This is a genomic window from Hydrogenobacter subterraneus (assembly GCF_055390195.1).
Genome location: NZ_AP042473.1, coordinates 1147782 through 1169519, shown reverse-complemented (window position 1 = coordinate 1169519; position 21738 = coordinate 1147782). Strand labels below are relative to the sequence as shown.

Sequence of the window (21738 nt, the reverse complement as noted above, 5' to 3'; positions counted from 1 at the left end):
TACTCTCCTTTTAAGTTTTACAGAAATTATACTACGTATATAATATCCTTTCACTATGAAGCTTGCAAGTATTGACGTGGGTTCCTATTCCATAAGGTTAAGCGTGGCAGAGTTGGATGGTGGTCTAAGGCTTATCCACGAAGAGGGAGTTATAACTGCCTTGGCTACAGACCTAAAGGAAAGTGGCCTTCTTAGAGAAGACAGGATGGAAGAAAGCTTGCAGGTTATAAAAAGCTTTGTTGAAAAGGCAAAAAGCTTGGGTGCAGAGCGCATAAAAATAGTGGGCACAGAGGCCCTAAGAAGGGCCAAAAACTCTTCAGAGTTTATAGAGAAGCTAAAAAGCCTTACGGGCATTGAGTTAAAGGTCATAGCGCCGGAGGAGGAAGGAAGGTATGCCTTTTTATCGGTAGCTTATTCCCTTAGGCCTCAAGGGAGGTTTTGTATAATAGACCAGGGTGGGGGGTCCACAGAGTTTGTTTGCGGAAGGGGCTTTCAGGTGGAGTCTCTTAGGTCCTTGCCCTTTGGCATAGTAAACCTCACAGAGGAGTTTATACATAGCGACCCACCAAAGCTTTATGAATTGGAATCTCTCAAAAACTTCCTTGACGAGCAGATAAAGGAAGTGGTAGAGCCTTGCGACCAGCTTATAGGCCTTGGGGGAACGATAACCACCATTGCTGCCATAGAGTATGGCATATACCCATATAAGGGCGAGGAAGTGCATGGGAAAGAACTAAGCATAGACAAAATCATGTTTTGGATTGAGACTTTGAGCTCTATGAGAGAAAAAGACAGGATTGCCAACTTTCCACATATAGAGCCAAAGAGGGCAAAGGTAATAATCCCAGGGCTTTTGATCTTTTATAGGAGCATGCTACTCTTTGGAAAGGACAAAATAAAAGTGAGCGACTGGGGCCTAAAGGAAGGTCTTTTGGTGGAGGAGGTCATAAAAAAGTAAAAAAAAAAGGGAGGAAAGGCGGGGGGAGCAGGGGCAAACGCCCGCAAAAAGCTGGAACAGTCCTTCAAAAGATCCATTGGAACTGTAAAGTAATTGCATCGTTCTTTATTTTGACGTTTCCTTCATCAAGCTTTGTATACTCCAAGGTCCAACGGAAGTTTTCGTTTATATAGTAGTAGTTTATACCCACGCCCAACTGTTTTATCTTGCCCAGATAGCTGGTAGGGCTGTTATTTTGACCCACAAAGTTTGTAGCATCTCCATAGAACCTCGTATCATTACCACTTCCAACTTTAACTATCTGTGGCTTGTACTCCGAATAGCTTATGTACGGCTCAAACTTATGCTTGGACTGTGGATTTATCATATATCCCGCCTTTACAAGCCAAAAATCGTTTTTTATGCTTTTGTTAGGATATACGTTGTTAGCACCGTCAGTAAGAACAAGCTTGTCAAACTTTACTTGACCTAATTCTGCCACAAAGGATATGGGCCCATGGTGCCAAGCAAAGTCCACACCGTAAGATTTCATATCAACCTTTTTGTCAAGGAGAGTGTTGGCCAAGGCACTATTTGGCGCAGACAAAGGATTGGGTAATAGTAAATAGGGTATTCTTAAATTGACAGTGCCAGCTCCGTTCTCTGGTTGACCAGTATTACGAAAGCCTGGAGATATTCCCTGTGTATCCGTAATAATGTGCTGGTCTATCTTGTTCTGAAAGGCGTAAGAGACTCCAACTGTTATACCTTTTCTCTTGCCAAGATAGGTATCTCTGTAAAGCCAGTTGTATATGGCAGGCCTTCCCTCTGGGTCTCCAAAGCTAAGAGTGCCTCTAAACGTTATAAGCGGGCTGTTGGAAGAATTTCCCCTTGCCTTTGAAAGACATGTGGCCACACCCGGATTAGGTGATGTAAAACCACATAGAGTAGTAGAGGAAGAAACACCCACCACAGTCTCATCCCACGGGTTTTTAACATTTTTAAACCCACCAAACAATCCCAAAAAGCCATCTACAGTTATCTTAGAGTAGCCCTGCCCTTTGTTGGAACCTCTTATATGTGCATATCCTCCAAAGGCCCTTCCTGTTACATCACCTGTGGCCAAATGCGTCCATCTTAGTGTTGCATTGGTCCTATCTAAGTCAAGGTTATCATAAGCCCTCTGGAACTGTTCTCTACCCAGTGGCACCCTTGGGTATCCAAGGTGTAGGTCAAGGGTTATGCCCTTCATATCGGTCATGGCGCTGGGTACAAGCACTGCATCCAATTCATGTATTACACCTGTGTTTCTGTTGCTTTGTCTTTTGGCATGTGTTGGCTGTCCACCAAAGGGTGCATCATAAGGATCTCTTCCAAAGTCGTTATCTCTCAAAACAAAGTTGAACTTAAACCAAGGGTTAACACTTCCTCCAAATCTCAACCTTACCCTTCTAAAGAAAATATCACTCCTATCGCTTGCATTTACAAAGTTTGGCCTGTTTTGACTGCTTATATCCTGTTGTCTAAACCATATCTGCATAAGAAGGTTTATATCCATGTATTGTTCTTCTGAAGCTCCAGAAAGTCTGATGGCGTGAGAGAGGTCGGGTGTAAATAAAGCAGCAGTAAGTAAAAAGGCACCTATCACCTTTTTGTTTTTCATAGTTCACCTCCTTATTGAACTTTTATGTAAGCAAAGCCTTGAGATTGCAGATGTCCTATTGCGCCAACGCCAGAAGGCACGATCTTCGTAAATTCATGAAGCTTATTTGGATCCAACTTAAGCCTTTGCAGTGTTATGTTGCATATATAGAACTCCACGCCATAGGCAAGCAGGTCCTTCTCCATTTGATAAAGCTCGCCTATCTTTACAGCTTCTGTCTCCCAAGGACTACCAGATAGGTCCTTCATGAAGAACTTAACGCCAGGGCCATGGGCAACAACCACTATCTTTATCTTGAGTGGGTCATTATCATAAACAGACATATGGTTCCTTATGTTTCCAAGCATAGCCTTAAACCTTGCTTCTTGTGGGAAATCACAGTGATAAACCACTCCCAGCTGTGCTTCCTTCTTCAAGTCCTCCATCTTTACTTTGGGTGGTGCAGCTACCGCAAGCCTATTTATAAAAGGCACAGAGGCTAAAAGGGTAGCCCATTTAAAAAAACCTCTCCTGTCCATAGTTATACCTCCTTTTTCTTTTCTGGTTTTATGATTTAGCAAAAAACATGCCAAGATGTCACAGGGCTTATACATAGATAAATCAAGGCTTTTAAATAAGGTAAGATTTAATCCTTATTGCCACTTTGACCATTTAATTGCCAATTTGACAATCACATAAGAAGGTGTGTCAAAAATCCACTCTACCTACAATTATGTTAAAATAACAAGAGATGATAACCATAAGTGCTAAGCTTTTATTTTCAAGCTATCAAGACAAGGAAAAGGTCCTAAACCTCATGAGAATATGGTCCTCAGCTATGAGATATGCTTATAAAAGATTTTTGGAAGGTATGGAAATAAACACTCTAAGAAAGTTAATCCAAGATGTATTTGGACTAAACTCAAGATATTCACACTCGGCCATTGTTAAAGCACAAGCCTTGATGAAATTAAGAAAAGAAAAAGGACAAAGCTTAAAAAAGGTAATCTTTGGTGGAAGGGACATTTTTAGAAAATTGCAAAAAAGACATATAAACGGAAAAGACTATCAAAGATTAAAAATCCAATTCCAAGAGAGGAGAAAAGGTAATCTCTATTCCATAGGACAGAGACACTTAAAAGGAAACCAAAACACAAGGATAGAGGTAAAAGAAGATAGGACATATCTTAGGATAAACACAGGAGAAAGGCAGTATGTATATGCCTTGATAAGTGCCGGGGATAGGATAGAGAAGATTAAAGAGATAGCCTTTTCTGGAAGGGCTTACTCTGTGGAACTTAAGCTAAGAGATGGTAATGTATATGCTTACTTTACTGCAGAAGAAGAATATCCACAGATAGAGATAACCAAAGCTTATGGAGTAATAGGCATAGACCTAAATGCCTATCCAAACCATATAGCTTGGGCTGAAACAGATGAATATGGAAACCTTTTAAGCTATGGTGAAATAGCTATGCCAGAACTGGGAAGTGGAAATGGCAATAAGAGAGACTATTACACTTGGATATATGCACACAAGGTTATGGACTTAGCAAAAGAGAAAGGAAAGGCAATAGTGATAGAGAAGTTAAGGATAAAAGACAAAGGGAAAAGGGGGGATTATTCGGGAAGGCTTTCAAGAAGGATAAGACATAACTTTGCTTATAGGAAATTGTTAGAAAGGATAAAGCTATTGGCTAAAAGGGACGGCATAGAGGTGATAGAAGTAAATCCAGCCTATACATCCATCATAGGCATGCTAAAGTATGCACCACAACACATGGTAAGCAAGGATATAGCTTCTGCCTATGTGATAGCAAGAAAAGGCTTAGGACTAAAGGAAAAAGTGCCAAAGAATTATGTGGAGCTTCTTAGAAAGTTAAGCATAGAGGAGTTAAAGGAATTAAAAGAGTATGTGAGAGAAAAGGTAAAGAACGCTTATTTAAAAGCCAAGCATATGAAAGAGATAAGCTATTTAATAAAAAGCCTTGAGAGTGAGCCAAGGAGAGTATCTGAGCCTCTGGAAGGAACAAGCTTAGGTACTCAATTTAATCCATGGCGAGTTCTCAAGGTAGTGGTGCTAACCGCACTCTCCCCTGAGAGGGTCATAAGGGACCTCTCTGTCCTGAAAGATATTCTCTTTCGGGGCTTGTGGGGAGACCCGAAAAGGGCACGAGCTCCTACTGCAGGGGGTAGGGGCGTAGTCTGTGTGAAAACGCAGGCTATTTTTGAAACACCCTGATCACATAAGGTTGTACTTTTTCAATTTTCTGTAGAAGGTCCTTAGTGGAATGTCCAAAAGCTCTGCAGCCTTCTTTTTATTAAAATTCACCTTTTTTAACACCTCTTCAATCTTTACCTTCTCCATCTCTTTAAGGCTTTCTGGCTTTTTGTTAAAAGGCATGCTAATATGCTCCTCGTCAATTAGATTACCACTGCACAAAAGCACCGCCCTCTCTATTATGTTTTTTAGCTCTCTCACATTGCCAGGATAGTCATAAGAAAGAAGCAACTTTTTTGCTCTTTCTGTAATCCCTTCTATCTTTTTGTTATATTTCCTCTTGAACTTCTCAAGGAAATGCTCTGTCAAAGGTATTATATCTTCCTTCCTTTCCCTTAAAGGTGGAATCCTAATCTCAACGGTGTTTAGCCTATAGTATAAATCATCTCTAAATAACCCGTCTTCCACAAGCTTTTGTATATCCCTGTTGGTTGCAGATATAATACGCACATCAGCCTCTATCTCCTTCCTTCCACCTACCCTATAGAATTTCTTTTCTTCTATGGCTCTCAAAAGCTTGGCTTGTAATGCCAAGTCAAGTTCTGCTATTTCATCCAAAAATAGAGTTCCATTCCTGGCAAGCTCCAAAAAGCCCTCCTTTGGTTGGTTTGCCCCCGTAAAGGCCCCCCTTTCATGCCCAAAAAGCTCCACCTCCAAAAGGTCCGTAGGTATGGCAGATACATTTATAGCTATAAAGGCCTTGTCCTTTCTATCGCTAAGTTTATGTATAAGCTTGGCTACAAGCTCCTTTCCAACTCCACTTTCACCTTGAATGAGAACATTACAATCACTACAGGCTATTTTTTCAACTGTCTCAATTACCTTTTTCATAGCAGGGCTTGCCACAATCATCTCCTCTTCCATCAATCTCTTTTCTTGCTTTAAAAGCCTGTTTTCCCTCTTAAGGTTTAGCATACTCTCAATCTTTTTAACAACCAGCTCAACCTCCTCCAAGCTACAGGGCTTGGTCAGAAAATCAAAGGCTCCAAGCTTTGTAGCCTCAACGGCCGTCTTTATGGTTCCATGCCCCGTTATAACAACAACCTCTTGGTTAATGTTAGTCTCTTTTATCCTTTTTAATAGTTCCATACCGTTCATATCTGGTAAAAACAGGTCAAGTAGTATAAGGTCATAGTGCTGGCTTTCTAAGTGTTCTATGGCGCTTTTTCCGCTTGCCACATGCTCGGTTAAATAGCCCTTTTCCCTCAAGAACTTTGCCAAAAGCCACCCATATTCAACTTCATCCTCAACTATTAGTATTTTCATAGCTCCCATCTCCTTTTTTAATATATACACGGACCTCGCACCCTTTATGTAGATTCTCATACTCTATTTTCCCTCCCATCTCTTCCACAAACCTTTTTGCGATAGCTAAACCAAGGCCAAAGCCGTTTTCCTTTGATGTATAAAAAGGTGAAAAGATCTCTTCGGAAGGTATTCCTGGTCCCTCATCCCTTATCCTCCATACCAAGAAAGAATTCATTTCCTCTATGTTTATATAAACTTTGCCTTGCATAGGTGAAGCATCTATGGCGTTATCTATGATGTTTAAAAGTATCTGTTCAAGCTTCCAAGGATAGGTAAAAATTCTCTTGTTATTCACATTTGCACTTAGCTCTATAACCACACCTTTTTTCCTAGCTTTAAAGTTAATTATATCCAAAAGGTCCTTTGTAAAGTTAAAAGGATCAATCTCTTCTGGTGAACCATCGCAGTTTTTTGCTATGTAAAGCAACCTTTTAACCGTGTTTTTTACCCTTTCGGCATTCTTCAACACCACATCAGCCATATCTTTGAGTTCCTTTTCATCGGCTACACTTTTTATATACTCCGTATACCCCATAATGGAAGCCAGAGGATTATTCAATTGATGTGCCAAAGAGCAAGCTATCTCACCAACAATAGCCAATCTTGAATACCTATTGATAAGAAACTCAAGGTTCTTTTTGTCGGTAATATCCTTTATATGGAAGAGAGTATAGCTTTTTTCTTCCATATCAATAGGTATGGATGCTATAGAAGCATACCTGCTTTTGCCCTTTATCTCCAAAAGGCTTTCTGGTATAAAGGTGAAGGACCCGAGTGTTAGCTGTGGGCTTATTTCCTTTACATTCAAACCTACAACGTCTTCAGACCTTATGCCAAACATATCTAAAAACTTACTATTAACCATCTCTATGATACCCTTCTCATTTTCCACCAAAAGCGAAGCATCTCCAAGGTTGTTAAAAAGGTTCATATAAACCCTTTTTTCTTTTTCAAGGCTATCAAGCAAGTTTTGAAAAGCCCTTGCCAATATATAAACCTCACCATAGCCTTTTACTTCAATGTTTTTCTTCTCAGCCCAGTTAATAACAGATAACTTTAGGTCCTCAAGTGGTTTGAATATTCTCCTAACGGTAAAAAAGCCAATTAGGAATAGCCCTCCACACAAAGCAAAGCTCAATAAAAGGGATAATTTTAAGAAATCATAGGCATTCTTATATACATAATCTTCTGGCTCTCTAAGTTCAATACTCATATTAGCATTTTTAATATTTGTTTTAAGGCTAAGCTGTTTTTTATTGCTTCCTTGGTTTAGCACAAGCACAGGCACCCCTTGAGAGTCTAAAAGTCTTATGGTGGCCTTTTGAATACCATAAGCATGTGTATATTCCTTGAGTAGGTCCCTTATGTTTAAGGAACAAACTATAAACCCCAGAGGAATATTGCTGTTCATATCAAAAACCTTCAAGTTAAGGTAGCTCTCCCCATTAGCATTTGAATATACATTTAGCACTTCATCCTCCCAGTTTAACCTATCTATACTTTTGGGAATACTTTCTAAGGTGGGAAGCCTTGCCTCTTGAAAGATAAGCCTTCCTTTTGTGTCATAATAACCACAGGCCGTTATATGTTCCATATCTCCCGTTATTCTCCATAGTATTTCTCTTGTATCAATGTCAAGGCTTCTATACCTTGCAACGAGAGATCTTATTTTTGATTGTGTTAGGTTAATCTCTTCACTTAGCTTATCTGCAAGTATCTTTAAAATTATTGTTTTATCCCTTTCCCATGATGTTTTTAGCTGGTCCTTCAACACCTGAAAATATGCAAAAACAAAGAAAAACTGAGCAAAAACCATAAAAAAGATAACTATTACTATGCTTTTCTTTATGCTTTGCCTCATTTTACAACTTGGTCTATAAGGGCAAGTTTATTCTTATCCAAGGTATAACCAAGCTCTCTCAAAGCACCTTGATTTACAAAAAGTTTTACTTTATTTACCTTTTCAAAAGGTATATTCTCCACTCTTTCACCTTTTATTATTCTATATGCAATATAAGAGGCTTGATAGCCTTGGTCATAATTAGAACTACCATAGGCTATGGTACAACCTTTTATAGCATGTTCAGGAGATAAACACAAGACTGGTACTTGATAGAAACGTGCATAATGTAATATATAACTTGTAAGAAAGTTTTCCGTATAAAAGCAAGGTGTTATTATAATAGCCCCAAAGCCGTCTTCTTTCATATGGCTTATTACATATTCAAGGTCCCTTACATCACTAACACTTATAGGAACAACCTTTAAATCATGCTTTTCTCCAGCTTGTATAGTTAATCTGGTGGCAAGCTTTGAAGCTTCAAAGCGTGGTGTACAAAAAACTACAGCCTTTTTTATATCTGGGAAAAATCTTTTAAATATCTCTACTCTCTTTTCCATAAGCTCTGTATTAAGGTTGTCAATGCCAGTTATACCTCTTATTGGCCTATTCTTCTCATCTACAAAGCCCCATGTTTTAATAGCTGTCCCTCCCATTATGACTACTGGAACCTTCAAATCCTCTTTAATCTTTTTGAGATAATAGGCTTCAAGGCTTCCACCAGCTACTATAATATGAAACTTATCTTCATCCTTTACAATCTCTATGGCTTTTTCTTCAATACCTTTAAGACTGTTCTCACCGTTATACACTAAAAATTCAACATTCTTTATTCCTAAGTTCTTAAGACCATCTTTAAACCCATCTAACTTTGTCAATCTCCCCTCACCAGATATAAGCACACCTATTACCACTTTTTTATCCCTATCCCCACAAGACACAAGAAAAAGCAGGAATAGAATAAATACAAATACCCCCATGCTTTATAATATATCACCTGAATATGAGTTATCATAATTTCTATGGATAGTCTGCTCTTAGTAATCTTTGCCTACCTCTATGGGTCTGTGCTTTTTGGCGAGCATATTGCTAAGTATAAGGGCGTGGATATAAGGGCCGTGGGAAGTGGAAATGTGGGTGCTACCAATGTGGGAAGGGCCCTTGGCAAAAAGTATGCCCTCTTGGTATTCCTTTTGGACCTCTCAAAAGGCCTTATCCCTATGCTTTTGGCAAGGCTATACTATGGTCTTGATAGTTGGACTGCCTTCTTTGTAGGTCTTGCAAGCCTCTTGGGGCATATGTATCCTATCTTTCATGGCTTTAAAGGTGGCAAGGGTGTGGCCACAGGCTTTGGCGTTCTCCTTGGCATATCTCCCTTAGTAGCCATCCTTTCCATAGCCCTCTGGGGCCTTGTATTCAAATGGAAGGGTATAGTTTCCATAGCTTCCTTGAGTGCTTCCGCCTTTGCCATAGTGCTTTTATTGCTTTCCTATCCCTTCAAAATCTTCCTTATGGCCCTTATTATGTTCCTTCTTATCCTTTACAGACACAAAGAAAACATCTATAGGCTTATGGAGGGCAAAGAGTACAAGTTTAAAACATGATATATGTGCTTCTTTTTAACCTTTTTCTGCTGACCTTTAGAATCCTTTATGTGCTTTTTTATCCCCTTGACCTAACGCCAGAGGAGGCCCAATACTGGGACTGGTCAAGAAGGCTGGACCTTAGCTACTATTCCAAGCCACCTATGGTGGCTTACTTAAACTTTTTTACAAGACAACTCCTTGGAGTCTCCGAGCTTGCGGTAAGGATCACACCCATTTTGCTTTCCTTTCTTCTCTCCATCCTAACATACCTTTTTGTAAAAAAAATCTTTGACAAGAGAACGGCACTTATCGCCTCCACCCTTCCCCAGCTTACCATAGGCTTTGCCATAAACTCCCTTCTTATGACAACGGACGCACCCTTTGTTTTCTTCTGGTCCCTCTCTGTTATGGTTCTATTCTTTGCCTTTGAAAAAAACTCCCTTTCCCTTTGGCTTTTGGTAGGCCTTTTGGCAGGCCTTGCCTTTTTAAGCAAATATCCAGCGGTGTTCTTACTTCTTTGCGCCCTGTTGTATGGCCTTATATACAAAAGGGATGTGCTTAAAAGTCCAAAGCCTTATGTTAGCCTAATACCTGCCATACTTTTGAGCCTTCCTGTCCTATACTGGAATTACAAACATAACTTTGTATCCTTCAAACATGTCTCCACCCTTGCCAGCAAGTCAGCAAGCCTTTTAAACATAGACAGTTTTCTTGAGTTTCTTGGCGGGCAAGCCCTTCTTCTCTCTCTTATCCCTTTCCTTTTACTTCCTTACCTTTGGCTAAAGGGGCTAAAGGATTCTAAAAGGGCCTTTTTTGTTTCCTTTTCCTTACCCATTTTCCTATTTTTTATGGTCCTTTCTATTTTTAAAAAGGTGGAGGCCAACTGGCCAGGCTTTGGCTACTTTGGAGCCTTTATACTTGTTAGCCTCTTTCTTTCAAGAAGTTTTTTACTTATCCCTACCTACCTTTTTAGCCTATTTCTTTTTATCCTTTTACACTTTACTCCACTTCTTGACCATATGGGCCTTGGAAGGCTTTTGCCACCGCAGAGGGACCCCACAAAGATAGGTATTGGGTGGTCGGAGCTTGGCAAGGTAGTAAGCCAGATAAGAAAAGGAGAGGAAAAGGTCATAAGCCCCCATTATCAGATAAGTGCAGAACTTGCCTTTTATGTGAAAGGAAATCCAAAAACGTATTGTATAAACCTTGGAAGGAGGATGAACCAATATGACCTGTGGGAGAAGGATTACCAAGGCGATGCCATCTTTGTAGACTATGAGCCCATAAACCCAAAGGTGCTGTCCGCCAGTGATGGTATAATGGAAAAGGTAGAACTTCCTATATATTGGAGAGGAGAGGAAGTAAGAAGGTTTTACATATATAGATTGAAAAATTTGAAGAAAGTGGAGGAAGAAATGCCTGGGAGTTATTAGGTTTTTTGTAAGCCTTTATCTTGTGGGTTTTTTACTCTATTACTCTCTGCCTTTTACCTTTGTAAGATACATAAACTACTCCATACCAAACCCTGCACCCACGCCTACCCAAAAGGAGTGTGCCTATGTGATAAACCCAAAAACTGTTTATAACAGCCCTTTGGGCAACCCCAGAAAACTTGAGAAAATACTAAAGGATAAGAGCCTTTATGTTTATGAAAGCAAGGAATATGTAAAAGGATATAAGGACCTTGGGCCTCTAAAGTGGCTTGCCTATATGTCCTTTGAATACATACCAAAGACTTTGGTCTTTGAAAAGCCAAAAGACCCGTACACGCTCATGGACCAAAGGGCTTGCACACCCATTGCCTCCGACATGCCCATTGTCCTTTCCCTTTGGAACATAGACTTTCCAAGCTACTCCTTTATACTGGGAGATAGGAAAAACCTTTTGTATGAAGACTCTTGTCAAGAGCCAAAAGGGTCCGCCTTTGTGCCTTATGTGGGCAACGGTAAGGTGAGGGCTTATGTCTATTCCAATAGAGGCTTTGCTTTTCCTGGTGAGAGCTTTAAAACTCCCGCCGTGCTTTCGGTGGATTTCTTTGAGAAAAGGGCCTTAGTCTTTTTACTAAAGGATGGGAAGGTCTATAAGGTTTACAACCAGAGGTCCATAAGGGAAAGTTTAACAGAAAAGGGCCTTTATCAAGTTTACGCCTACACTTATCATTACAACCTCTGGAGCTTTTACTTTGGTTTGAGGTTTCTCTTCTGCACTCCCGCCTTTCAGGCTATGTAAGAAAGGTCCATTTTGTCTCCATACCTGTATAACAATAGTTTCTTTAAATCTTTGTAGTTTTCAAGGCTTGGGTCCTCTTTTATTATCTCTGTAGCATCCTCCTTTGCCTGCTCAAGGATAATTCTATCCTGGGCCCTTGCCAAGTTGGCCACCCAAAAGCCAAAATAGCCCGATTGAGAAACACCCAAAAGCTCGCCGGGCCCCCTTATCCTTAGGTCCTCCTCAGCTATCTCAAAGCCATCGTTGGACCTTACCAGAACTCTTAGCCTCTTTATTGCTTCCGAGTCTGCCTTAATCTCCTCTGGCACCACAAGATAGCAATAGCTTTGCAGGTTTGACCTTCCTACCCTTCCTCTAAGCTGGTGGAGCTGTGATAGGCCAAAGCGGTGGGCAGATTCTATTACCATTAAGGTAGCATCTGGCACATCCACACCCACTTCCACCACGGTGGTAGATACCAAAAGGTGGCCCTCCCTTTTGAACTTCTCCATAACCTCCCTCTTTTCTTCCTCCTTTAGCCTTCCGTGCAAAAGAAGCACCTGCTTTCCCGGCAATAGCTCCTTCCACTTGTTATACTCTTGCATGGCGGACTTTAGCTGTAGCTTTTCCGACTCCTCTATAAGGGGGTATATGACATAAACCTTATGACCTTTTGAAATTTCGGACCTGACAGCCTCTAATACCTTTTCAAACTCCGATTCAAAGACAAGCATGGTTTTAACTGGCTTTCTTCCTTGCGGCATCTGGTCCAGTATGGACAGGTCAAGGTCTCCATAGAGAGAAAGGGCAAGTGTCCTTGGTATTGGCGTGGCGCTCATCACAAGGCAATGGGGATAAAGGCCACCACCCTTTTCTAAGAGCAATTTCCTTTGCATCACACCAAATCGGTGCTGTTCGTCTATTACCACAAAGGCAAGTCTTTTGAACTCTACACCTTCTTGCAGAAGGGCATGGGTGCCAACAAGCACATGAATATTTCCATGCTTTGTATGGTATAGCACACTCTTCCTTAGACTTCCCTTTACAGAACTGGTAAGAAGGCCGACCTTAATACCCAGAGGCTCAAGGAATTTTTTGAAGTTCTCATAGTGCTGTTGGGCCAAGATCTCCGTAGGCACCATGATGGCGCTTTGGTATCCCTCCTTGGCAAAGGCGTAGGCTATGGCCATGGCAACCACCGTTTTACCGCTTCCCACATCTCCCTGCAAAAGCCTGTTCATAGGCCTTTGACTTTTAATGTCTTCCACTATCTCCCCTATCACTTTTCTTTGGGCCTGTGTCAAACTAAAGGGTAGGCTTTTTACAAACTCTTCTATGTTTTTTTCCGGATTTTGCAAGGCTTGAGCTGGTAAGCCTTTTATCTGAGACTTAATAACCTGCAAGGCAAGCTGGAAGAGGAAGAGGTCCTCATACACAAGCCTTCTTTGAAAGGGTGTGGAAAAGTTGTTTAACTCTTCTTCTGAAAAGTTTATGGGCCTGTGCACAAAGTAGAGGCTCTCCGCAATTCTTGGCAATTTTCTTTTTTCAAGAAGCTTTGATGGCAAATACTCTGGCATGTACTTAGCATATTCGGAGAGCTTTGTAAGTGTTCTCCTTAAGATTTCATGCCTTCTTTTGGCAGATATGCTCTTTAGCTCTCCATCGGTCCTGATGTAATAAAAAGGTATGATCTTGCCAGCCTCTGCATCTTTTAAGAGTTCTGGGTGCACCATATACTTTTCTCCCTTATACTCCTTGAGCTTCCCGTAGACTATTATCTCTTGACCCTTTCTAAAGCCATAAAGGGCCCTTTTATCCTTGTACTTAAACCTCAAAAAGAGCTTACCTGTGCCGTCTTCACACTCCACCCATGCAGGGTACTTCTCCTGAGGGTCAAAGCCTGTGTCAATTACTCTTACCTTTAAAGCCACCTTTTGGCCAGACCTTGTGGTTTTTATGGAATTGGAAAGCCTCCTGTCTTCATACCTCAAAGGCACAAAGTATAGGGCGGAGTAAAGGTCCTTTATGCCAAAGGCTTTTAGTATCTTCTTTTCTTTCTCTTCCAACACTTTTAGTTCTTCCACAGGCTTAAAAAAGGCCGTAAGAGGCTTTTTTTCAACATTGGAAAAGTCTATTTCAAAGGAAGGCGTTGGTGCTTTTAGTCTTTCTTCAAGTATCTTTAATATGCCAATACGCTTTTCAATGGGAAGGCGGTCAAAGTCTTTTAGAAGGTCAAGGTAGGAGGTTTCCACGCTGTCCTTTAAAAGATTAAAAAGGTATATACCTACACCAAGGCTCCTTTTTAGCTTGGCATAGTTATTTTCAGAAAGGTCCCTTATAACCTTTTTCGCCTTTTCAAGCTTATCCATGTAATAATTAATTTTAGGGTAAGCCGAGTGAGAAATTAATCAAGCAACGGAGATACCATTATACCTTTTTGCTAAAAATAAATGAGACAAAAATAATATAGTGGCACGCTAACACGTGCCAATATCTGGCAGGCTTAAAACATGCCCTACAAAGGATGAATTTCTCATCTCTACCACTCCCCAACTTTAGCATTGGCACCTCGCCATAGCTTAAGCGGTAAAGTAAGCATACGCATTGCTTTTCCTTGTCTTGATAGCTTGAAAATAAAAGCTTGGTGCTTATGGTGGATTTTTGAAACAGCCTCCTACCTTCTCAGGGTGTTTCAAAAATAGCCTGTGCTTTAACACAGACTACGCCCCCGCCCCCTGCAGCGGGAACTCGTGCCCATATAGGGTCTCCCCACAAGCCCCGAAAGAGAATATCTTTCAGGACAGAGAGGTCCCTTAGGACCTTCTCAGGGGAGAGTGCAGTCAGCACCACTACCTTGAGAACTTGCCAGAGATTTAGGGTATTAAAACTTGTTCCTTCCAGAGGCTCAGATACCCTCCATGACTCACTCTCAAGGCTTAAAGACTTTATTAATGCTTCTATTTCTTTCATATGCTTGACCTTCAAATAGGCATTTTTTACTTTCTCTTTTACATATTCTTTTAGCTCCTTTAATTCCTCTACGCTTAGCCTTTTTATAAGCTCCATATAATTCTTTGGCACCTTTTTTTTAGCCCTAAGCCTTTTCTTGCTATCACATAGGCACCTGCTATATCCTTGCTTACCATATATTGTGGTGCATACTTTAACATGCCTATGATAGATGTGTAGGCTGGATTGACTTCTATCACCTCTATGCTGTTCCTTTTTGCCAATAGCTTTATCCTTTCTAAAAGCTTCCTATAAGCAAAGTTATGCCTTATCCTTCTTGATAGCCTCCCAGAATAATCTCCTTTTTTTCCTTTGTTTTTTATCCTTAGCTTCTCTATCACTATTGCCTTTCCTTTCTCTTTGGCTAAGCTTATAACCTTATGTGCGTATATCCATGTGTAGTAGTCTCTCTTGTTGCTATTACCACTTGATAGCTCTGGCATAGGCACCTCACCATAGCTTGTAAGGTTTCCACATTCATCCGTTTCTACCCAAGCTATATGGTTTGGATAGGCGTTTAGGTCTATGCCTATTACTCCATAATCCTTTGTAATCTCTATCTGTGGATATTCCTCTTCTGTGGTAAAGTAAGCATACACATTGCCATCCCTTAGCTTTAGTTCCACAGAATAGGCCTTTCCAGAAAAGGCTATCTCTTTAATCTTCTCTATCCTTTCTCCTGCGCTTATCAAGGCATAAACACACTGCCTTTCCCCTATGTTTATTCTTAAGTATGTTCCATCCTCTTTTACCTCTATCCTTGTGTTTTGGTTTCCTTTACAATTCGCCTGTCCCATGGAGTATAGATTGCCTTTTCTTCTCTCTTGGAATTGGATTTTTAATCTTTGATAGTCTTTTCCGTTTATGTGCCTTTTTTGCAACTTTCTAAAAATATCTCTTCCACCAAAGATGGCCTTTTTTAAGCTCTGTCCTTTCTCTTTTCTTACTTTTATCAAGGCTTGGGCTTTCACAATGGCTGAGTGTGAATATCTTGAGTTTAGTCCAAACGTGCTTTGAATTAGCTTTCTTAAAGTGTTTATTTCCATGCCTTCTAAGAGTCTTTTGTAAGCATATCTCATAGCCGAGGACCATCTTCTCATTAGGTTTAAGACCTTCTCTTTGTCTTGATAGCTTGAGAATAAAAGCTTAGTGCTTATTGTTATCATCTCTTGTTATTTTAACATAACTTGTAAGTAAAGTGGATTTTTGACACACCCTCCCTACCTTCTTGACAACTTCCAAGTTTTTAGGTTATAGTTTTCCTGCCTCCTTGGAGGAGGTAAAGGAGGACTGACATGAAGAAACTTGCTCTTTTGGGCTTGATGGTGGGATTGCTCGGACTTTCCTTACCATCCGAAATATCCTTTGCCAAAAGCCACAGCAAAAAGCACGTGGTTCATGTAAAAGACAAAAAGGCTAAGAAAAAAGTAAAGAAGAAGGTTGCATACAAAAGACCACGTTATGCTACAAACATAAATAAGCCCCAAGAGGGTGATATCTTAAAACTGGAGGGTATGGTAAAGGACTTAAATGAACAGTGAGGACCTTAGCCTAATAGAAGAGCTTAAGATAAAGCAGGGCGATACTTGGCGTGTGTTAAAGATTATGAGCGAGTTTGTCCGTGGCTTTGATGCCCTTTCTTCTGTAGGCCCAGCCATCACCTTCTTTGGAAGCTCAAGGCTAAAGGAAGATGACCACTACTATAAGATGGCTTACAGAACTGCCTTTATGTTGGGTAGCCTTGGTTTTCATATCATAACTGGCGGTGGCCCTGGCATAATGGAGGCGGCCAACAGGGGAGGAAAGGACGCAGGAACCCTTTCGGTAGGTCTAAACATACAAATACCCACAGAACAGATACCTAATCCTTACCAAAACCTTTCTTTAAACTTTGACTACTTTTTTGTTAGGAAGGTTATGCTCCTTAGGTATTCCACGGCCTATATCATATTTCCCGGTGGCTTTGGCACACTTGATGAGCTTTTTGAAGCCCTAACCCTTATACAAACGGGCAAAAGCCCACCCTTTCCTATCATACTCTTTGGCTATGAATATTGGAAAAAGCTCTTAGACTTTATGCAAGACACAATGGCAAACTATGGCACAATAAGCAAGGAAGACCTAAGTTTAATATCCTTGTGCAACAGCCCTGAGGAGGCTGTAAAGCTTGTTTTGGAAGAGATGAAAAGTCTTCATAAAAAGTTAAAGGAGGAGGAAGGCTATAGCCACTTTTTCAAAAGATTGGAGGATATACTTATAAGGGCTGGGGTTTTGCTATGAGGTTGCTTCATGTGGCAGATTTGCATGCTGGAAAGAGGCTATACGATAGAATAAGCAGGAATGAGGACTTGCTTTATGCCTTTGAGCAGATAAAAAGGATATGCAAAGAGGAAAAGGTAGAGGTGCTTTTGATAGCTGGTGATGTTTTTGATAAAAGAAATCCAGATTTTGAATCTCATGGAATTATTTTTGAATTTCTTACAGAGATAAACTCCCTTGGGCTTCATATACTTCTTATAGCTGGCAATCATGACAGCTATGACTTTATGAAAATACACAAACCACTTAAAAAGCTTGCCAACATACATGTTTTTGATAGACCATCAAAGGATATAAAGGAAATGGTCTTTGAGTATGGGGATTTAAAGGTAGCCTGTATACCTTATCCCGATGAAAGAGTAATTACACACCTGCATGAAGATAAGGAAAGAAGCTATGCGGAAAAGGTGGCCCTTTATATGAAGGCCTTGGCGAATGAGGTGAGGGATGCACGGTATAAGGTGCTTATGGCCCATCTTATGCTGGATAGGGCCAAGGTAGCGGGTAGTGAGATAGAATACACGGTAAGCCCTGCCTTTGCAGTCAGAACAGACTCCATACCAGAAGATTTTGATTATGTGGCCCTTGGCCATGTGCATAGGAACCAGAGAGTAGAAGGAGCAGTGCCAAAGGTCTATTATGCTGGAAGCCCATACCAGATAGACTTTTCGGAAAAGGGTATGGATAAGTTTGTAAACCTTTTGGTGCTTGAAGATGGCCTTGTAAAGGTCAATCCAATAAGGCTTGACCTAAAAAGACAGCTAATAGAGGTAAGCCTTAAAGAAGAGGACAATATTTCTCAAGCCTTGGAGCCATTTGCCCATATGGATGTTTTGGTAAAAGTGTTTCTAAGCGTAAGAATGGGCGATCCCTTTTATAACTACAAGAGGGACCTTGTGAAAAAAATATTGGGTGAAAAGCTTGCCAAGCTTGAAATAGAGCCAATAGGGACTTCAAAGCCAACGGAGCTAAAAGGAAATAATCTCAACCTTATAGACCTTTATGTTAATTTTTATAAACATAGATATGAAGCTGAGCCATCGGATAGTTTAAAAAAGCTTTTACAAGACCTAATAAACAGAGCAAGCCATGAGGCCCATACGCCTTGAACTTAAAAACTTTACCGTTTATAGGGGAAGGCATAGCATTGATTTTTCACCTTTGAACTTTTTTGTGATAAAAGGTAGGACTGGTGCTGGCAAGTCAAGCATTATAGACGCCATATGCTATGCCTTGTATGGTAGGGTGCCACGGTATAGGGGGGAAAGAGAAGCCCACCACAAATATCTCCTTTCAAAAGGCGAAAGCTCTATGTATGTATCCTTTGAGTTTTCTGTGGGAGGCAACTATTATAGGATTGATAGGGCATACACTCAAAGTAAAAGCGGTGGTCAGCCTGCCTATAGGTTTTATGAAAATGGAAAACCTATGTCCTTAAAGGCGGAGGAGTTAAACAGACGCATTAAGGAAATATTAAGGCTTGATTATGAAACCTTTATAAAGGTTATAGTTTTACCACAGAACCAGTTTGATAGGTTTTTGAAGCCACAGGTTCCTAAGGAAAGAAGAGAAATTTTAAACTCTCTTTTGGGATATTCTGGTTTGTTTGATACTATTAGAAAGTATATAAATGATGAATATAAAAGCTTGAAACACAGCATAAGTGCCAAAAATGAAAGGCTTGTGCAACTTTCACAAGCGGATGAGAATGCAATAACCAGACTGGAAGGCGAAATAATAAATCTTGAAAGGCAGTATGAAGAATTAAAGAATAAGAAGGCGGAGCTTCAAAAGCTTTTGGAAATTTGCAAAAGAAGGGATGACTTGGAAAAAGAAAGGCTTGAGATTGAGGAAAAGCTAAAAGCTTTTTCAGAAGCGCAGAAGGAGATAGAAGAAAAGAAGAAAAGGTTAAAGCTTGCCATTGAGCTATTGCCATATAAACCAAGGATTGAGGAGTATGAAAGGATAAAAAGGCAAGAGGAGGGTTATATAAGGGAAAGGCAAAGAAAGGAAAGAGATTTAAGCGTATATTTGGATGAATTAAAATCAGTTGAAGAAGAATTTAAAAAGATAGAAGAGGAGTTTAAAAGACTTGAAGAATACAATAAAAAGATTTTAAAACTAAACAATGTGCTTCAGATAATAGAAAGCTATAAGGAGGTGGAAAGAGAAAGGGAGGAGCTTAAAGGAAGATTGGAGAAGATTGAAGAAGAATTGGTGAAAGTAAAAAAGGAAGAAGAGGATTGTAAGGAAAGGCTTAGTAAGGGCGAAAGCCTTACAAAAGAAGTGCAGGAGAAAATAAAAGACTATGAAGAGAAGGGTGTGGAGGAGAAGATAAAAAGCATAGGTGAGTTAAAAGAAAAGCTAAAAAGGCTTGAAGACTTGGAGAGAGAGGAAAAAAGGGTTTTGGAAGAGATAAACAAAGAAAGGAAAGAGCTTGAGGTCAAGGAGAGGGCTTTGGAAGAAAAGGGTAAAGAAAGGCAAGGGCTTGAAGAAAGGATAAGGGAGCTTCAGGAAGATTTGGAAAACCTTAGGCTTTCCTTGCAGGAAGAAGTAAGCCTTGTAAGTCAAAGGACGGATATGGAAAGTATGCTAAGGAAGGCTGTTGAACTTGAGGTGCTAAGGGGGGAAATAAGGGAGTTGGAAGATAAGTTGAGGGATGTTGAAGAGGTATTAAAAGGGTTGGAAGAGGAACTGTTTGAGCTTGAAAATAGAAGGCTTGAGATATACGCAATGGAGCTAAGGGCTTCTTTAAAGGAGGGGGATGTGTGTCCTGTGTGTGGTGGTGTGGTGGGCCATGTGCATGAGGTAAGCCTTAAGGAAGATTTGCAAAGCCTTTTAAATAAATTGAAAGAACTCCAGGATAAGAAGTCTTACTATGAGAGGGAGAGGGCAAGCCTTGAGGCACAGCTTAATCTCTTAAAAGAAAAGGAAAGAACTCTCAAAGAGGAGCTAAAAGGTTATGACAGGCAAAGTATAGAGCTTGAGCTTTCAAGGTTAAAGGAAAAGCTTGAGGAGATTGAAAAGAAAAAGGCTTTGGTGCAAGAAAGGGAAAGAGAAATAAAGGAGCTAAAGGAAAGGGAAGAGAAGGTTTTAAAGGATGTGGAGGGCCTGAGGATAGAACTGGAGAGGATAAAAGAAGGCCTAAAGTATAAAGAATCTCGCTTAGAACAGGCAAGAGAAGAAAAAGAAGGCCTTATCTCCAGACTGCCAGATGAGCCAAGCAAGGTGGAGCAGTATATAAAAGAGGTAGAAAGGGATTACGAAGAGTTAAAGGACTTGAGGGATAAGGAAAGGAGGTATTTGAAAAGGTTAAATGATCTAAGGGAAGAGCTGTCTCAAAAAGAAAAGAGTAGGGTTGAGTTGGAAAAGGAAAGGGAAGGCCTTATAGAACAGATAAAGGAAAAGGGAGAGAGGTTGAAAAGGCTTGAAGGGGATATAAAGGCGCAGATTGGAGAAGCTTATTCTCACCTTTTGGAGCAAAGGGTAAAAAGGGCTGTGGAAGACCTAACAGGGAAGATAAAACAGATACAAGAGGACTATCAGAGGGTAAGCAAGTATAAACAGGATATAGAACTAAAGGTGGAAGGTCTAAGGTCTGATATAAGAAATATAGAAAATAACCTTTTAAACCTTAAAAGGCAAAAGGAAGAAGTGGCAAAAGAGCTTTATGAACTCTATGAAAGGTTTGGAAGTCTTGAAGAGGCAGAGAAGTATATGCTTGACCAAGAGGGTATAGAAGGGTTGGAGCAAGAGGTAAAACAGTATGAGAGAGAAAAGGACAAGTTAATTGAAAGAAAGAGGGAGATAGAAAAAAGCCTACGGGGGCTTGAGGGTCTGCCAAAGACGGAGAAGGTAGAAGAGGAATTAAGTAAGGTGGAAAAGAGCATTCATGATAATAGAGAGGCCTATGGCCATCTCCAGAGGTCCTTGGAAGAGCTAAAAAAGCTGGTAGAAGAAAGGAAGGGCATTGAAAAGGAGTTGCAAGAGCTAAAGCAAATGGAAAGCCTTTATGAGAGACTAAAGAAAGATTTTGAAGACAATCAATTTCCAGAATATGTTAGTCAAATAATGTTGAGCAATATAGCGGAAAGGGGAAGCTATTACCTTTTTAAGTTCACATCTGGGCAGTTTACCTTTGAGATAGTGGATGGAGACCTGTATGTGATGGACCATCATACAGGCCACCATAGACCAGTCTCCAGCCTTAGCGGTGGTGAGACCTTTCTTGCAAGCCTTTCCTTAGCCTTTGCAGTGGCGGATATACTCTCTCAAAATGCACCTCTTGAGAGCCTGTTTATAGATGAGGGCTTTGGTTCTTTGGATAGAGAAACGAGGGAATCTTTGGGAGAGTTCTTTGAAGTGATAAAACAATCCACAAACAGGATGGTGGGCATAATAACTCATGTGGAGGACATTGCGGATAAGTTTAGCCAGCGCATTGAGGTGGAGAAAAAGGGCGCATCTGCCACAATAAAGGTTATATATTAAAAGCCTTAGGAGGTTTTAAAGTGGCAAGGTTTTTTGTGCTTATGCTTATGCTTTTGACCTTTGCCTTTCCAAGGGAGGTGCCTACAGCCATATCTCTTGTGCAGAAAAAGGTTATTT

General features: G+C 40.4%; 17 protein-coding genes. 9 read left to right on the top strand and 8 right to left on the bottom strand.

From position 1 onward, the window contains the following. Positions 1 to 55 precede the first annotated feature (55 nt). Positions 56 to 958 (top strand): Ppx/GppA phosphatase family protein, encoded by a 903-nt coding sequence (locus tag ACZ5GB_RS06340; RefSeq protein WP_464326385.1) that lies wholly within the window; start codon positions 56 to 58, stop codon positions 956 to 958. A 64-nt stretch (positions 959 to 1022) separates the two neighbouring features. Here ACZ5GB_RS06340 and ACZ5GB_RS06335 read toward each other — a convergent pair whose 3' ends face one another. Continuing rightward, entirely contained in the window at positions 1023 to 2600 is a 1578-nt protein-coding gene (locus tag ACZ5GB_RS06335) for a porin (protein ID WP_464326384.1), read from the bottom strand. A gap of 11 nt (positions 2601 to 2611) precedes the next feature. Continuing rightward, positions 2612 to 3118, bottom strand: coding sequence for a DsrE family protein (locus tag ACZ5GB_RS06330; protein ID WP_464326383.1), 507 nt, complete (start codon positions 3116 to 3118; stop codon positions 2612 to 2614). 212 nt (positions 3119 to 3330) lie between these two features. On the opposite strand from ACZ5GB_RS06330, the gene ACZ5GB_RS06325 reads away from it, so the two are divergent. Then, positions 3331 to 4821: an IS200/IS605 family accessory protein TnpB-related protein gene (locus tag ACZ5GB_RS06325; RefSeq protein ID WP_464326382.1), complete on the top strand. Its 1491-nt coding sequence runs from the start codon at positions 3331 to 3333 to the stop codon at positions 4819 to 4821. Here the strand turns inward: ACZ5GB_RS06325 and ACZ5GB_RS06320 are convergent, their stop codons facing one another. The 3 genes from ACZ5GB_RS06320 to ACZ5GB_RS06310 are packed head-to-tail and all read right to left on the bottom strand — an operon-like array spanning position 4822 to position 8988. Next, entirely contained in the window at positions 4822 to 6126 is a 1305-nt protein-coding gene (locus ACZ5GB_RS06320) for a sigma-54-dependent transcriptional regulator (protein ID WP_464326381.1), read from the bottom strand. It abuts the gene before it with no gap. Further along, the gene (locus ACZ5GB_RS06315) at positions 6107 to 8029 is read right to left on the bottom strand and encodes a sensor histidine kinase (protein WP_464326380.1); all 1923 of its coding nucleotides are present in this window, start codon (positions 8027 to 8029) and stop codon (positions 6107 to 6109) included. The genes ACZ5GB_RS06320 and ACZ5GB_RS06315 overlap by 20 nt, the downstream gene beginning before the upstream one ends. Next, entirely contained in the window at positions 8026 to 8988 is a 963-nt protein-coding gene (locus ACZ5GB_RS06310; RefSeq protein ID WP_345803886.1) for an ABC transporter substrate binding protein, read from the bottom strand. Before ACZ5GB_RS06310 ends, ACZ5GB_RS06315 begins: the two co-directional genes overlap by 4 nt. Positions 8989 to 9030: 42 nt before the next feature. Here ACZ5GB_RS06310 and plsY point away from each other — a divergent pair, with 42 nt between their 5' ends. Genes plsY through ACZ5GB_RS06295 form a run of 3 tightly spaced genes read left to right on the top strand, consistent with a single transcriptional unit; the run spans position 9031 to position 11823 of the window. Next, positions 9031 to 9612 carry a glycerol-3-phosphate 1-O-acyltransferase PlsY gene (gene plsY / locus ACZ5GB_RS06305; protein WP_345803885.1) on the top strand — a complete coding sequence of 194 codons (582 nt, stop codon included), beginning with the start codon at positions 9031 to 9033 and terminating at the stop codon, positions 9610 to 9612. Next, positions 9609 to 11027, top strand: a complete 1419-nt coding sequence (locus tag ACZ5GB_RS06300) for a glycosyltransferase family 39 protein (RefSeq protein ID WP_464326379.1) — start codon at positions 9609 to 9611, stop codon at positions 11025 to 11027. Before plsY ends, ACZ5GB_RS06300 begins: the two co-directional genes overlap by 4 nt. Positions 11028 to 11049: 22 nt before the next feature. Then, positions 11050 to 11823: a hypothetical protein gene (locus ACZ5GB_RS06295; RefSeq protein ID WP_345803883.1), complete on the top strand. Its 774-nt coding sequence runs from the start codon at positions 11050 to 11052 to the stop codon at positions 11821 to 11823. Here ACZ5GB_RS06295 and recG read toward each other — a convergent pair. The 3 genes from recG to ACZ5GB_RS06280 all read right to left on the bottom strand — a co-directional run bounded on the left by recG (position 11811) and on the right by ACZ5GB_RS06280 (position 15977). After that, positions 11811 to 14171, bottom strand: a complete 2361-nt coding sequence (recG, locus tag ACZ5GB_RS06290) for an ATP-dependent DNA helicase RecG (RefSeq protein WP_464326378.1) — start codon at positions 14169 to 14171, stop codon at positions 11811 to 11813. The two genes, ACZ5GB_RS06295 and recG, sit on opposite strands and share 13 nt — an antisense overlap. Positions 14172 to 14484: 313 nt before the next feature. Further along, entirely contained in the window at positions 14485 to 14868 is a 384-nt protein-coding gene (locus ACZ5GB_RS06285; protein WP_464326377.1) for a hypothetical protein, read from the bottom strand. Further along, positions 14856 to 15977: an IS200/IS605 family accessory protein TnpB-related protein gene (locus tag ACZ5GB_RS06280; RefSeq protein ID WP_464326376.1), complete on the bottom strand. Its 1122-nt coding sequence runs from the start codon at positions 15975 to 15977 to the stop codon at positions 14856 to 14858. The genes ACZ5GB_RS06285 and ACZ5GB_RS06280 overlap by 13 nt, the downstream gene beginning before the upstream one ends. Positions 15978 to 16106: 129 nt before the next feature. Here ACZ5GB_RS06280 and ACZ5GB_RS06275 point away from each other — a divergent pair, with 129 nt between their 5' ends. Genes ACZ5GB_RS06275 through ACZ5GB_RS06260 form a run of 4 tightly spaced genes read left to right on the top strand, consistent with a single transcriptional unit; the run spans position 16107 to position 21621 of the window. Next, entirely contained in the window at positions 16107 to 16352 is a 246-nt protein-coding gene (locus ACZ5GB_RS06275) for a hypothetical protein (protein ID WP_345803890.1), read from the top strand. Further along, positions 16342 to 17091 (top strand): LOG family protein, encoded by a 750-nt coding sequence (locus ACZ5GB_RS06270; protein WP_464326375.1) that lies wholly within the window; start codon positions 16342 to 16344, stop codon positions 17089 to 17091. The genes ACZ5GB_RS06275 and ACZ5GB_RS06270 overlap by 11 nt, the downstream gene beginning before the upstream one ends. Further along, positions 17088 to 18239 (top strand): metallophosphoesterase family protein, encoded by a 1152-nt coding sequence (locus tag ACZ5GB_RS06265; RefSeq protein ID WP_345803892.1) that lies wholly within the window; start codon positions 17088 to 17090, stop codon positions 18237 to 18239. The genes ACZ5GB_RS06270 and ACZ5GB_RS06265 overlap by 4 nt, the downstream gene beginning before the upstream one ends. Next, positions 18220 to 21621 carry an AAA family ATPase gene (locus tag ACZ5GB_RS06260; protein ID WP_464326374.1) on the top strand — a complete coding sequence of 1134 codons (3402 nt, stop codon included), beginning with the start codon at positions 18220 to 18222 and terminating at the stop codon, positions 21619 to 21621. The genes ACZ5GB_RS06265 and ACZ5GB_RS06260 overlap by 20 nt, the downstream gene beginning before the upstream one ends. Positions 21622 to 21738: the final 117 nt, after the last annotated feature.